This window comes from Kineococcus aridisoli (assembly GCF_050871885.1).
Taxonomy (GTDB): Bacteria; Actinomycetota; Actinomycetes; order Actinomycetales; family Kineococcaceae; genus Kineococcus.
In genome coordinates this window covers 51,527-64,354 of sequence record NZ_JBJLSF010000015.1, presented here as the reverse complement: position 1 = coordinate 64,354, position 12,828 = coordinate 51,527, and the positions used below count along the sequence as shown (strand labels likewise).

The window sequence follows — 12,828 nt, the reverse complement described above, 5'->3', positions numbered from 1 at the left end:
CGACGTCGTCGGCGGCCAGCAGCTGCTCCAGCGGCAGCGCACGGGCGCCGTGCTCGTCGGCCAGCGCCTGCGCCCGCTCGGGCACGAAGTCGCTGACCGCGGTGATCTGCAGCTGCGGCAGCCGCTTCAGCGACGCCGAGTACTGCGCCGAGATGACGCCGGCGCCGACGACGCCGACCTTCAGCGGGCTGCCCACAGCAGGCCCCTCTCGATGATGGTCTTGACGTTGGTGTCCTGCAGGACCTCGACGTTGTGGCCGGGCGTGGCGACGAAGATCCGGCCCTCGCCCCACTGGCGCGTCCAGATCGCCGGGGAGGTGACGGGGCGGTTCCACGGGTCCCAGGCGCGCACGGCCTGCGTCGTCGTCGCGAGGACGTCGATGTAGTCGTCGGAGAGCACCCAGTACTGCTCGGTGACCAGGTCGAAGTCCTCGATGCCCTGCGTGATCGGGTGCTCGGCCGCGGCCGGGAGCATGTTCACGGTGTAGGGCACGTAGTTGTCCGGCTGACCGCCGGTCCGCTCCTCCGGGGCCTTGCCCGGGTGGCAGCCGAACTGGCCGCCGATGAGGGTGAGGTAGTCGGAGTTGTTGCGGTAGGAGTCGGCGATGCCGCCGTGCCAGCCGGCCAGGCCGGTGCCGGCCTCGACGGCCGCGCGCAGGCCCTCGAACTCCTCCTTCTCGATGGTGTTCATCGTGTTGCACTGCACGACGAGGTCCACCGAGGCCATGACCTCGGCGTCGGCGTACACCTTCGGGGTGTCCACGACGTCCTCGACGCGCACGGTGAAGCCGTTCGCCTCCAGGTGCGGGATGAACAGGTCGGTGGCCTCGACGGGCATGTGCCCGTCCCAGCCGCCGCGGACGACGAGAGCCTGGCGCGTCACGGGGTGAACCTTCCGATCACTTGGAGAAGCCGGCGGTGAGACCGGAGAGGAGCTGACGACGGCCCACGACGTAGAGCACGAGGATGGGCAGCGTGGTGAGCACGACCGAGGCCAGGACGGCCGGGATGTTGACGCTGTACTGGCCCTGGAAGGTCCACAGCGCCAGCGGCAGGACGCGCAGGTCGGCCCGGTCGGTCAGGATCAGCGGGAGCAGGAACCCGTTCCAGATCTGCAGGCCCTGGTAGATCGTCACCGTGACCAGCGCGGGGCGGGTCAGCGGGAACGCCAGCCGCCACATGGTGCCCCACTCGCTCGAACCGTCCATCCGCATGGCCTCGAACAGCTCGTTCGGGACGTCGCGGACGAAGTTCGACAGGATGAGCACCGTCAGCGGGATCGCGAAGGCGATCGAGGGCAGGATCAGGGCACCGAGGGTGTTGTACATCCCGCCCCTGATGATGATCAGGTAGATCGGGATGATCGTCGCCTGCAGCGGGATGGCCAGGCCCATGAGGAACAGGGCGTTGACCGCCTTCAGCCACCGGCCCCCGCCACGCACGATGGCGAAGGCCGCCATGAACGAGACGAGGACCGCCGGGACGGTGGCGCCCACCGTCACGATGACGGAGTTCATGAAGTAGCGGGCGAAGTCGTTCTCGAGCACCAGCCGGTAGTTGTCCAGCGTCGGCGTGGCCGACGGGAGCAGCGGGTTGGTGCCGAAGTAGCCGGCGGAGCTCTTGAAGCTCGTGATGACGATCCAGTAGATCGGGACCATCACGATCAGGAGCCAGAGCCAGCCGAAGGCGCCACCGAGCCAGTTCTTGCGCTCGGTCGAGCTGCGGCGGGAACCGGAGGGGCGCGGGCTGCGGGTGCGGGCCGCGGGGGTGGCGGCGGCTTGCGTGGCCATCGGTCAGGCCCCTTCCAGCTGGGAGTTGCGGTCCTTGCCGCCGAGGCGCTGCAGGAGCTGCGCCAGGATCAGGCCGACGACGACGAGGATCACCGCGATGGCCGAGGCCAGGCCCATCTGGTTGGCCCGGAACCCGGTCAGGTACATGTCCAGGGCGAGCACCCGCGTCGCGTCGTTCGGGCCGCCCTGGGTCAGGACGAAGATGAGGTCGAACGTGGTGAGCGACCCGACGATCATGAGCGTGGAGGACGTGATCAGCGTGTTCTTCAGCTGCGGCAGCGTGATGGAGAAGAACTGCCGCACCCGGCCGGCCCCGTCGAGCTGGGAGGCCTCGTACATCGAGACCGGGATCTGGCGGATCGCGCCTTGGTAGATCAGCGAGTGGAACGGGATCCACTGCCAGGCGATGATGAAGATCACGACGCCCATGGCCAGCACCGGGCGGCCCAGCCAGTCCTGGGTCATGAAGCCCAGGTTCAGCCCCGGGCCGAGGCCGAAGTTCGGGTCGAGCAGGGCCTTGTAGGCGATGGAGACCGCCGCCGCCGACAGCAGCAGGGGCAGGAAGAACAGGACCGCCAGCAGCGCCCGGTACTTCTGGTGGCCGGAGATGAAGACGCCCAGCAGGATCGACAGCGGCGTCTGGGCGATCCAGGACAGCACGATCACCAGGAAGGTGACCCACAGCGCGTGCGGGAGACCGGGGTCCGTGAGCACGGCGGTCCAGCTCGTGAGCCCGGTGAAGGAGATGTCCCCGATGCCGTCCCACGAGGTGAAGCTGAGGACGAACACCCCGATCAGCGGGACCACGGCGAAGGCGACGAAGATGAGCAGTGCCGGCAGCACCAGCCACCCCAGCCGTCCCGTCGACGTGTGGGCCGCCGACGGGACCTTCGCCGGAACGGGGCTGGGCGCCGTGCTCACGGACGCGCTCACGAGCCGATCGCCGCGTTCATGTTGTCGGCGAACTGCTGCGGGGTGATCGCCAGGCCGAAGAGCTTCTCGATGTTGTCGAGCAGCGTCTCCGCCTCGGTCGGGGACAGCGCCTGGTCCCAGGACTGCGCGAAGGACGGCGCGTTGGTGGCGAGGTCGTAGGTGAACTTCAGCCACTCCTCGTCCTCGAGGCCCGCGAACTTGGCGTCGATGCCCTTGACGATCGGGACCTCGCCGGCCTCGTTGATGTAGGCCTCGGCCTCCTTCTCCTGCAGCAGGCCGTCCTTGAAGAAGGCCAGCGCGATGTCCTTCTGGGCCTGGGTGGCCTTGGAGGAGATCGACACGTACTGCGCGGGGTTGCCGAAGGTGTTCATCGGGTCGCCCTTGCCGCCGGTGACGGCCGGGAAGTTCATGTACCCGAGGTTGCCGCTGGAGACGAAGTCGCCGCCGTCGGTCTTCATGCCGCCGTAGGTCCAGGTGCCGTGCAGCATCATGGCGGCCTTGTCGGTGTACAGCAGCGCCTGGTCGGCGTTGGAGTCGGCCGTGATGGAGGCGAAGCCCTTGATGAAGCCGTCGGCCTTGACGAGGTCCTGCACCTTGGTGAGGGCGTCGATGGCGGCCGGGTCGGTCCAGTTCGGCTGGCCGTTGTAGATGGACTCGAAGAGCTCGGGGCCGCCGATGCGGTCGAAGAGCAGCTCCAGCCACATCATGTTCGTCCAGCGCGACTGCCCGCCCAGGGAGATCGGGGCGATGCCGGCGGCGTTGAACTTGGGCACCAGGGCCATGAGCTCGTCCCAGGTGGCGGGGGGCTGCGCGCCGACCTGCTCGAAGAGCTTCTTGTTGTAGAAGAGGACCAGCGGCTGCACGGTCTCGGTCGGCAGGCCGTAGATCTTGCCCTCGACGGTGCCGGCGGCGAAGGCGGCGTCGAAGAGGCGGTCCTTGACCTCGGGGTTCTCCTGCAGCCACGGGGTCAGGTCGTCGACCTGACCGGCCTCGGCGTAGTTGCGCAGGGTGCCGCCGCCCCAGCCGAAGATGATCGTCGGGGCCTGGCCGGCGCCGATGGCGGTCTTGATCTTGGCCTTGTAGGCGTCGTTCTGGAACGCGCTGGTGACGATCCTCTGGTCCGAGTGCGCCTCGTTCCAGTCGTCGACGGCGCCCTGGCGGATGCCCTCCTTGGGCTGGCCGGTGAGGATCCAGTCGGTCGCCTCGTTCGAGCTGCCCTGACCCGGGCCGTTCGAGCCGCCGCACGAGGCCAGCGCGGTCGCGACGAGGGGGGTGGCGCTGGCGAGGGCGAGGAAGGACCGACGGGAAGTGCGGTTCTGATCCACTCTGATCTCCGTTGTGCCGAGCCGCGTCCTCGCGGCTGCTCTTCTCACCGGACCCGGCGGGCCGGTGCCGAACGCGGACCGAAAAGCTTTCGACCGCTTCGTCTGCGGAGGACCATAAGAGCCTGCGGACGACGAGGTCAAGCGGAACACCAGATCGTGACCTGGCCGCGCGCTGCCCTTGCACGTCAACGGTTCGTCGCCCCGACCGCCCCTCGAAAATTTTCGGAAAGTGCTGGTGCGGGGGACCGGCTGGCCCTACAGTCACCTCACCACCGAGTCGAGGAGGACCCGTGCTGGACCGCCCCCACCGCCCACGGGACAAGACGACGCTGGCCACGATCGCCGCCAGCGCCGGCGTGTCCGTGGCCACCGTCTCCAAGGTCGTCAACGGCCGCGACGACGTGGCCGCCGAGACGCGCGCCCTCGTCGAGGACCTGCTCGCCCGCCACGACTACACGCCGCCGTCGGCGCGGCGGGCCACCACGCTCTCGTCCACCGTCGAGTTCCTCATCGACGGCGACTTCTCCGCCTACGCCACCCAGGTGGTCGACGGGGTCGTCGAGGCCGCCGGCGACTCCGGCGCGGCCGTCGTGGTCGGCCTGCTGCGCGACGCGCGCAGCAACCGCCTGCCCTCGACCCCGCGGGCCTGGGCGCGCGGGATGGCCGCCGCGGGCCGCACCGGCGTCATCGTCGTCACCGGCGAGCTGACCGCCGCGCACGTCGACGCGCTCGCCGCGGTGCGCCTGCCGCTGGTGGTCATCGACCCGCTGAACCTGCCGCGCACCGAGGTGACCAGCGTCGGCTCCACCAACTTCAACGGGGGCGTGAGCGCGACCCAGCACCTGCTGCAGCTGGGCCACCGCGCGATCGCCTACGTGGGCGGCCCGCCGGGCGCCTCCTGCAACCAGGCCCGCCTGCACGGCTACCGCGCGGCGATGGAGTCCGCCGGCCTGGTGCCGCGCGAGGAGCACGTCCTCAACGAGGGCTTCCACTACGACGTCGGCCGCCGCCTCGGCGCCCGGCTGCTGGCGCTGCCCGAGCGCCCCACCGCCGTCGTCGGCGGCTGCGACGCCATCTCGCTCGGCATCATGGAGGCCGCCCGCGTCGAGGGCCTGCGCATCCCCGACGACCTGTCGGTCACGGGCTTCGACGACACCGACCTCGCCGCGATGGCCGCTCCCCCGCTGACCACGATCCGCCAGCCGCTGCGCGAGATGGGCCGGGTCGCGCTGCGCACCGTGCTGCGCATGGCCGGCGGGGAGGCGCTGGACTCCCACCACGTCGAGCTCGCCACCGAGCTCGTCGTGCGCGGGTCGACCGCACCCCCGCCGCGCTGAGGCCCCCGCCGCGCTGAGGCCCCCGCCGCGCTGAGGCCCCCGCCGCGTCAGCGCTGCACGGCCCGCGCGGCGCGCAGGCGCCGCTCGCCGTCGACCAGCACGTCGACGGCGTCCACCCACTGCTCCACCGAGCCGACCCCCGGCGGCAGCGCGCGCACCCGCTCGTCGGTCACGGCGCCGGTGAGCGCGTCGAGCAGGGCCTGCGGCACCGAGCGGAACGGCCGGGCGTGGAAGGGCTCGGTCGCCGGCCCCACCGCCGGCAGCCCGACCCGCGCCTGGTGCTCCAGCAGCAGCTCCAGCGCCGCGCACAGCCGCTCCTGGCGGGTGCGCCAGTCGCCGGCCGCGAGCGCGGCCTCCAGCGCGGGGAGCGCCAGCGCGGACGGCAGCCTCGCGAAGAGCGTGCCCCGCCACTTGGGGTAGGGCGGCCAGCGCCGGTCCAGCAGGAACCCCAGGTGCACCGCGACGGCCACCAGGCGGGCGGTGAGCAGCCGGGAGCCGAGGTCGTCCCCGCGCTGGCCGGTGCGGCCCACGAACGGCAGCTCCTGCCCCAGCTGCCGCCAGCAGCAGGCCACCAGGTGCCGCCAGACGTCCTCGGGGTACCAGCGCAGCCGCTCGCGCAGCGCGCCCAGCCGGCCGTCGGTGTCGGCCAGCACCGGGCCGGCGACCAGCTCGAGCACCGACTGCCCCGTCAGCGCCAGCCAGTCGGCCGGCTCCCAGGCGCGGGTGACCTCCAGGCCCAGGCGGGAGGCGGCGAACTCCTCCAGCGCGGCGACCTGCACCCGCTGGCGCACCCGCGGGTCCCACGTCGTGGCGAAGCGCACCGGGTGGCCGGCGAAGCCCTCGGGCAGCTCCCGCTCCAGCAGCGCGTCCACCTCGCCCACGCGCTCGGCGTCCACCAGCAGCGTCAGCCGCAGCCCCCAGTCGTGGTCGGTGGAGGTGGCGTCGTCGAGGCCGAGGACGTCCGAGCCGCTGCCCAGGCGGGCGGCGGCGTGCGGCAGGCCGGGCAGCGCCGCGCGCAGCAGCGGCGCGACGACCTCGTCGTGGTAGCGGCGGGCCAGCTCGGCACCGGGCGGGGACGGCACCGGGCCATGCTGCCCGACCGGGGCCCCGGCCCGCCCGGCCGCGGGCCCGGGGCGACCGGCTCGGGGCGACCGGCTCAGGGCGACCGGCGCAGCAGCACCAGCGTCGTGTCGTCGCCCCCGGCGCCGGGCACCACCGTCATCAGCCGGTCCGCGAACGCGCCGAGCGCGTCCAGGCCCTCACCCCGCGGGCCGGGGGCCGCGGCGCGGCGCAGCTGCTGGATGGTGTCCTCCAGGACGGTGCCGCGGCGCTCGACGAGGCCGTCGCTGTAGAGCAGCAGGACGGCGTCGGCGGGGACCTCGACGCCCACGTCGTGGGCCTGGCCGGCGCCCACGCCCAGCAGCGGGCGCGGCGGGACCTGCAGCAGCCGGGCCTCGCAGCCGGTGACGAGCACGGGCGGCGGGTGGCCGGCGCTGGCGATGCGCGCCGTCCCCGTCCGCCGGTCCACCACGGCGATGACGGCCGTGGCCATGTGCTCGCTGAAGAGGTTCTCCACGAGGTCGTCGAGGCGGTCCAGGCAGGAGGCGGGGGTGTGCCCCTCCAGCAGGTAGGCGCGCAGCGCCGTGCGCAGCTGCGCCATCGCGGCCGCCGCGTGCACGCCGTGGCCGGCGACGTCGCCGACGACCAGCGCCACCCGCCCGTCGGCCAGCTCGAAGGCGTCCCACCAGTCCCCGCCCAGCTGCCCGCCCTCGGCCGGGCGGTAGCGGGCCAGCACCTGCAGCCCCGCGAAGCCCGGCGCCTCGTCGAGCACGACGGCGCGCTGCAGGGACTCGGCGATCGCGATCTGGTCGCGGGCCCGGCCCAGCACGATCGCGGTGATCTGGTTGCGCAGGCGCTCGGCGGTGTCGGCGTGCCAGCGCTTCCACGGCAGGGACCGCCCGCGCACGACCTCGCGCCACTTCTCGAAGGACTTGCGCGGGCTCAGCCGCACGTCCGGCCCCTCCGAGGCGGCGATCTTCGCGTTGTGCGGGTCGCCGCCCCAGTCGACGACCTCCTGCTGCTCCGGGCGCACCCACAGCAGCCACCGGTCGTTGCCCAGGCCGACGCGCAGCGCACCGGCGGCCTCGTGCTGCACCTGCGCCAGCTCCGGGCTGAAGGAGGCCAGGTGGTCGCTGAAGGTGGGCGCGCCGTCGGCGCGCGCGAGGGTGTCCGCGATCCGGTGCAGCGCGGCGCGCGGCGGGACCCACCCGAGCGTGAGCAGCCGGGAGCCGTCCCACAGCGCCGCCCCGCCGGCACCCACCAGCTGCAGCAGCCGCTCGTCGCCCACCAGGCCCGACAGCGGGTCGCGCCCGGAGCCGGACAGGTCGGCCACCACGCCGGCCAGCAGCTCCTGGGCGGCCAGCGCGTCGTCGCGCTCGTCGGAGCGCTGCCGGGTCGCGACGAGCTGGGAGGCGGTCTGGCCCAGGAACTCCGCCGCCGAGCGCGCGTCGTGGCTGGGCCGGTGCGCACCGGAGTAGTGGTGGCAGGCGATCAGCCCCCACAGCTGCCCGTCCTGCACCAGCGAGACCGACATGGACGCGGTGACGCCCATGTTGCGCAGGTACTCCAGGTGGATGGGCGAGACGCTGCGCAGCACCGAGTGCGACAGGTCCAGCGGTGCCCCGCTGCCGGGGTCGGTCAGCGGGTGCAGCCGGGAGGGGGCGTAGTGCACGTCGGCGATCAGCCGGGTCCAGTTGACGGTGTAGAGGCGCCGGGCCTGGGCGGGGATGTCGGAGGCGGGGTAGTGCAGGCCCAGGAAGGCGTTGAGGTCCTCGCGGCGGTCCTCGGCAACGACCTCGCCGTTCCACTGCGCGTCGAAGCGGTAGACCATCACCCGGTCGAAGCCCGTCAGCTGCCGGATCTCCCGCGCCAGCCGCCGGGTCAGCTCGTCGACGGTCGCGGTCTCCGACAGGCGCGCGACGGCGGCGCGCGCCGAGCGGTAGGAGACCGCCGAGACCCCGGTCTGCACGCCCACCGGCTCCACCTCGACGACGAGGCGCTCCCCGGACACGTGCAGCACGACGTCGACCTCGGTGGGCCCGACCACCAGCGGCAGCGTGGCGCGCAGCGGCTCCGACAGGCTGTCGGCGGCGTCGACGGCCAGGACCTCGCGCGCCAGCTGCTCCCCCAGCACCCGCGGCAGCGGCAGCCCCAGCACCGCGTCCGCGGCGACGCCGAGGTGGGCGGCGGTGGACTCCGAGGCGACGACGACCTCGTGGGTGCCGCGGTCGACGGCCAGCAGGAACCCGTGCGGCTGCACCGCGCCCGGGACGTGGATGGGTTCCCGGTCGCAGTTGGTGAGGTCGACGTGGCCGTAGGCGGGCACGTACGGGTCGACTTCGCTCCTCACCGCGCGAGGGCTCCCACCGGGGCGAGCCAGCGCTCGTAGGCGGTGAAGGTCGCCGTCGCCGCGGCCGCCATGGCGTCCACGGCCTCCGGCCCGGCGGCGTCGACGGCGGCCATCGTCTCCCGCCAGCGCCGGCCGGCCCCCTCGCGGCCGGTCAGCGAGCGGGTCGCCCCCACCGGCACCCCGGCGCGCACGACGGCGTCGGCGATGAGCTTGCCGCCGAGCGTGGACCCGTCCAGCACGTAGCAGATCCCGAGGGCGGCGGCCCGGTCGCGCGGCACCGGCACGTGCGGGCACTGCTCCAGTCCGGCCACCCGCTGCGGCGCGACGCCGAGGACGGCCAGGTCCGCCAGCGCCAGGTCGGCGCGGGCGCGCTGCGCCACGTCGAGCATCCCCGGGTCGGTGGCGGCGTGGGCGGCCAGTCCCCGCTCCAGCGGGGCGAACAGGCCCCACGTCAGCTCCAGCCAGCGCTGGTGCAGCTGCACGCCCCAGGGGCGCTCCAGCACGGCGATCGAGGAGTCCAGCCGCTCGTGCGCCTGCGCCGTCGCCGCCCGCAGCCGCGCCAGCGGACCGTCCGGGTCCCTGCGCCGCGCGGGGGCCCCCGCCGCCACCGGCGCCGGTCGATGCTCCGCCACGGTCCTCCGTCCACGGCACGGCGACGCACCGTGCACGCGCCGACGCTAACCGCTGGGCCGCGCCGCCGACAGCCCGGGCACCCGACACGCCCGGGTTGCCGCGGGTGCGCACCGGTGGTGCCATCGGAGGTGCCCCGCAGTGCAGCGGGGCCGGTCCCCGGAGGGCGAGGTTCCCGTGAGCACCAGCACCGCACCCGCGCACCCGTCGGCCAGCACCGTCCTCGACCTGCGCGAGGAGCCGCTGGAGGCGCTGCACCGCGCCTACGAGCAGCGCTGGCGGCTGCTGGCCGAGGACGCGCCGGACACCGAGCTGACGCGCAACGCCGAGCTGGTGCGCAGCCTGGAGCAGCGCTGCCGGCCGGGGCGGCGGCTGCCCCGGCGCAGCGGGCCGGACCCGGCCACCTTCCTCGGCTGACCCGCTCCCCCGGTCCCTGCTAGCCGGCCCGCTGCCCGCCCTGCTGCCCGCCCTGCGCCGGGGGCACGACGTCCAGCAGGCCCAGCAGGTGCAGGAACGCCTCCGCGAAGGGGCGGCCCGCGGTGCGCTCGCGCACCTGCTCCCAGTCGACGGACTCGCGGATGCTGCGGGTCACGCGCAGCGCGGGGGCGAAGTCGCAGGTGTGCTCGTCGAAGGCGCAGAGCTTGTGCGTGACGACGTCGGTGGGCGCGATGACCGGCATCTCCACCGACAGCACCTCGACGACGACCGCGCGCGCCAGCAGCGCGTCGTCGACGGGGGCCCCGCCGCCGCGGTGCAGCACGTCGACGAGCACGCCGTCGCTGAGGACCTTGAACAGCCAGTCCTCCGGCGGCTGCTCGACGGTGAAGCCCTGCTCGCGCAGGTGCTCGGCGACCCGTCCGGCGTCCTGCGGGCGCACGTCGAAGTCGACGTCGTGCACCGGCTCCGGGGCGCCGTGCACCCAGGCGGCGTACCCGCCGGCCAGGGCGAAGGGGACCCCTGAGCCCTTGAGGGCCACGGCGACGCGCTTGAGCGCCGTCCGCCGCTGCTCGGGCGTGGTCCGGGTGGCGTTCACGCCTGCGTCGACGCTCACCGTGCTCCCTCCCTCACGGCGGGGCACCCTGGAGGGGTGCGCCTCGCCACCTTCAACATCCTGCACGGCAGATCGCTCGACGACGACCGGGTGGACGTCGACCGCTTCGCCGAGGCCGTCGCCAGCCTGGACGCCGACGTCGTCGCGCTGCAGGAGGTGGACCGCGCGCAGCAGCGCTCCGCCTGCGCGGACCTGACGGCCGTCGCGGCCGAGGCGCTCGGCGCGCGCGAGCACCGCTTCGTGGCGGCGCTGCACGGCACGCCGGGGCTGACGTGGATGGCGGCCACCGGCGAGGAGCAGCCGGACTCGGCGGCGTACGGGGTCGCGCTGCTGTCGCGGCTGCCGGTCTCCAGCTGGCAGGTCGTGCGGCTGCCGACGATCTCGTGGACGGTGCCCGTGCTCTTCCCGGGCCAGCGCCGCCCGAAGCTGGTGCGCGACGAGCCGCGGGTGGCCGCCGTGGCCACCGTCACCGACCCGGACACCGGCAGCCCGGTCACCGTCGCCGGGACCCACCTGTCGTTCCTGCCGGGCTGGGGCGCCTGGCAGCTGCGCCGGCTGACGCGCTCGCTGCGGCGCTCCCCGGGGCCGGTGGTGCTCATGGGCGACCTCAACCTGGAGGCCGAGGGCGCGCGGCGGGCCAGCGGGATGCGCTCGCTGGTGCAGGCGGACACCTTCCCCGCGCACGCCCCGGACCGCCAGCTCGACCACGTCCTCGTGGGCGAGCAGCGGCCCGGGCTCGTGCAGGTCGTCGCCTCCGGGGCGCGGCGGCTGCCGCTGTCGGACCACCTGGCGCTGGTCGTGGACGTCCGCCTCGCGCAGGAGGTGGACGTCCGCGACGGCGGGGCGTCCGGGGTCAGCGGCGGGTCCAGTGCTCCTGCACGAGGCGGTCGGCCTCGCTGACCGGCGGCGCCGGCCGGGCCAGGTCGCCCACGAGGGCGCTGGCCAGGTCGTGCAGCTTGACGTTGTGCTCCTGCGAGACGGCCGCCAGCTGCCGGAAGGCGGTGTCCTCGTCGCAGTGCACGATCGCCATGATCGCGCCCTTGGCCATGTCGATGACGGGTCGTCGCGACAGGGCCGTCCTCAGCTGGGCGACCTCGGTGCGCAGGGCCTCCAGCTCGTCCCGGTCCTGGTCCTGGCCCTGCGCAGCGCGGGTGGCGTGCTGCATCCTCGTGCTTCCTCCCGTGGTTCTCCCCCCGCCGCTGCGGCGGGTGCTGGTCCGCGCAGCGAGGTCCGGGCGGGGCGGTCCGGACGATCCTAGGACGAGCTCACGGCGTGCCGCCGCTCACAGGTGCGGGCCGAGCAGCGACAGGTCCGCCGCGGACAGCCGGTCCTTCGCCGTGGCCGCCTGGTGCCAGTGCGGGTAGCGCAGCGGCACCGCGCTGACCGCGTCCAGCCGGGCGCGCTCGGCCTCGTCGAGCACGAGGTCGGCGGCGGCGAGGTTGTCGCTCAGCTGCTCCTCGGTGCGGGCGCCGACGACGAGCGAGGTGACGCCGGGGCGGCCCAGCAGCCAGGCCAGCGCGACCTGGGCGGCGGAGACGCCGTGGGCCTGGCCGACCTCGACGAGGACGTCGACGACGTCGTAGAGCTTGTCCTCGTCGTGGACCGGCGGCTCGTTCCAGTCGGTGAGGTGGCGCGAGCCCTCCGGCGCGGTGGTGCCCCGCCGGTACTTGCCGGACAGCAGGCCTCCGGCGAGCGGGCTCCAGACGAGGATGCCGAGCTCCTGGTCGAGGGTGAGCGGGACGAGCTCGTCCTCGGCGTCGCGCGCCTGCAGGGTGTAGTGGATCTGCTGGGACACGTAGCGCTGGTAGCCGCGGGCGTCCGCGACGGCCAGCGCCTTCATGAGCTGCCAGCCGCTGTGGTTGGAGGCGCCCACGTAGCGGACCTTGCCCGAGCGCACGAGGGTGTCGAGCGCCTCGAGCGTCTCCTCCAGCGGCGTCTGCCCGTCCCACTCGTGGATCTGGTAGAGGTCGACGTGGTCGGTGCGCAGCCGCTTGAGGCTGCGCTCGACCGAGCGGACCAGGTGGTACCGGGAGGCGCCGCCGTCGTTGGGGCCCTCCCCGGTGGTCATGCGGGCCTTGGTCGCCAGCAGGACGTCGTCGCGGCGGCCCTGCAGGACCTCGCCGGTGATCTCCTCGCTGGCGCCGTCGGAGTAGATGTCCGCGGTGTCGAACAGGTTCACCCCCGCCTCCAGCGCGAGGTCGACCTGCCGGCGCGCCTGCGCGACGTCGGTGGAGCCGACGTCGGCGAAGGCCCCCTTGCCGCCGAACGTCATCGTCCCCATGGTGATCGTCGAGACCCGCAGCCCCGACCTGCCCAGTCGTCGGTACTCCATGCCGCGGACCCTAGTGGGCCCC

14 protein-coding genes are annotated in these 12,828 nt (G+C 73.9%); 3 read left to right on the top strand and 11 right to left on the bottom strand.

Going from position 1 to position 12,828, the window contains the following annotated elements:
- The 5 genes from ACRYM2_RS06655 to ACRYM2_RS06635 all read right to left on the bottom strand — a co-directional run.
- Nucleotides 1-196: Gfo/Idh/MocA family oxidoreductase (locus ACRYM2_RS06655; RefSeq protein ID WP_432520849.1), on the bottom strand; the 196-nt coding region annotated here is incomplete at its 3' end.
- Nucleotides 181-837: a ThuA domain-containing protein gene (locus tag ACRYM2_RS06650; protein WP_432520855.1), complete on the bottom strand. Its 657-nt coding sequence runs from the start codon at nt 835-837 to the stop codon at nt 181-183. The genes ACRYM2_RS06655 and ACRYM2_RS06650, both read right to left, overlap by 16 nt.
- A 61-nt stretch (nt 838-898) precedes the next feature.
- Complete coding sequence (locus ACRYM2_RS06645; RefSeq protein WP_432520847.1) at nt 899-1,789, bottom strand: carbohydrate ABC transporter permease; 891 nt, start codon at nt 1,787-1,789, stop codon at nt 899-901.
- Nucleotides 1,790-1,792: 3 nt separating this feature from the next.
- Nucleotides 1,793-2,710, bottom strand: a complete 918-nt coding sequence (locus ACRYM2_RS06640; RefSeq protein ID WP_432520854.1) for a carbohydrate ABC transporter permease — start codon at nt 2,708-2,710, stop codon at nt 1,793-1,795.
- 8 nt (nt 2,711-2,718) lie between these two features.
- Nucleotides 2,719-4,047, bottom strand: a complete 1,329-nt coding sequence (locus ACRYM2_RS06635) for an extracellular solute-binding protein (protein WP_432520845.1) — start codon at nt 4,045-4,047, stop codon at nt 2,719-2,721.
- 290 nt (nt 4,048-4,337) lie between these two features.
- Between ACRYM2_RS06635 and ACRYM2_RS06630 the strand changes: the two genes are divergently transcribed.
- A complete protein-coding gene (locus tag ACRYM2_RS06630) occupies nt 4,338-5,384 on the top strand; it encodes a LacI family DNA-binding transcriptional regulator (RefSeq protein WP_432520843.1) in 1,047 nt (348 codons plus the stop codon).
- Between the two features lie 47 nt (nt 5,385-5,431).
- On the opposite strand, the gene ACRYM2_RS06625 is transcribed toward ACRYM2_RS06630, so the two are convergent.
- From ACRYM2_RS06625 to ACRYM2_RS06615, 3 genes are all read right to left on the bottom strand, one after another.
- On the bottom strand, nt 5,432-6,466 hold the full coding sequence (locus ACRYM2_RS06625) for a DUF4037 domain-containing protein (protein ID WP_432520841.1): 1,035 nt from the start codon (nt 6,464-6,466) through the stop codon (nt 5,432-5,434).
- Between the two features lie 74 nt (nt 6,467-6,540).
- On the bottom strand, nt 6,541-8,793 hold the full coding sequence (locus ACRYM2_RS06620; protein ID WP_432520840.1) for a SpoIIE family protein phosphatase: 2,253 nt from the start codon (nt 8,791-8,793) through the stop codon (nt 6,541-6,543).
- Nucleotides 8,790-9,425 (bottom strand): biliverdin-producing heme oxygenase, encoded by a 636-nt coding sequence (locus ACRYM2_RS06615; RefSeq protein ID WP_432520839.1) that lies wholly within the window; start codon nt 9,423-9,425, stop codon nt 8,790-8,792. Before ACRYM2_RS06615 ends, ACRYM2_RS06620 begins: the two co-directional genes overlap by 4 nt.
- 175 nt (nt 9,426-9,600) lie before the next feature.
- On the opposite strand from ACRYM2_RS06615, the gene ACRYM2_RS06610 reads away from it, so the two are divergent.
- Nucleotides 9,601-9,840: a hypothetical protein gene (locus ACRYM2_RS06610; protein ID WP_432520838.1), complete on the top strand. Its 240-nt coding sequence runs from the start codon at nt 9,601-9,603 to the stop codon at nt 9,838-9,840.
- 19 nt (nt 9,841-9,859) lie between these two features.
- On the opposite strand, the gene ACRYM2_RS06605 is transcribed toward ACRYM2_RS06610, so the two are convergent.
- Nucleotides 9,860-10,474 carry a nucleotidyltransferase family protein gene (locus ACRYM2_RS06605; protein WP_432520836.1) on the bottom strand — a complete coding sequence of 205 codons (615 nt, stop codon included), beginning with the start codon at nt 10,472-10,474 and terminating at the stop codon, nt 9,860-9,862.
- A gap of 36 nt (nt 10,475-10,510) precedes the next feature.
- Here ACRYM2_RS06605 and ACRYM2_RS06600 point away from each other — a divergent pair, with 36 nt between their 5' ends.
- On the top strand, nt 10,511-11,374 hold the full coding sequence (locus tag ACRYM2_RS06600) for an endonuclease/exonuclease/phosphatase family protein (protein WP_432520834.1): 864 nt from the start codon (nt 10,511-10,513) through the stop codon (nt 11,372-11,374).
- Here the strand turns inward: ACRYM2_RS06600 and ACRYM2_RS06595 are convergent.
- The gene (locus ACRYM2_RS06595) at nt 11,328-11,639 is read right to left on the bottom strand and encodes an ANTAR domain-containing protein (RefSeq protein WP_432520833.1); all 312 of its coding nucleotides are present in this window, start codon (nt 11,637-11,639) and stop codon (nt 11,328-11,330) included. The genes ACRYM2_RS06600 and ACRYM2_RS06595 overlap by 47 nt on opposite strands.
- A gap of 117 nt (nt 11,640-11,756) precedes the next feature.
- Nucleotides 11,757-12,806 carry an aldo/keto reductase gene (locus tag ACRYM2_RS06590; protein ID WP_432520832.1) on the bottom strand — a complete coding sequence of 350 codons (1,050 nt, stop codon included), beginning with the start codon at nt 12,804-12,806 and terminating at the stop codon, nt 11,757-11,759.
- Nucleotides 12,807-12,828: the final 22 nt, after the last annotated feature.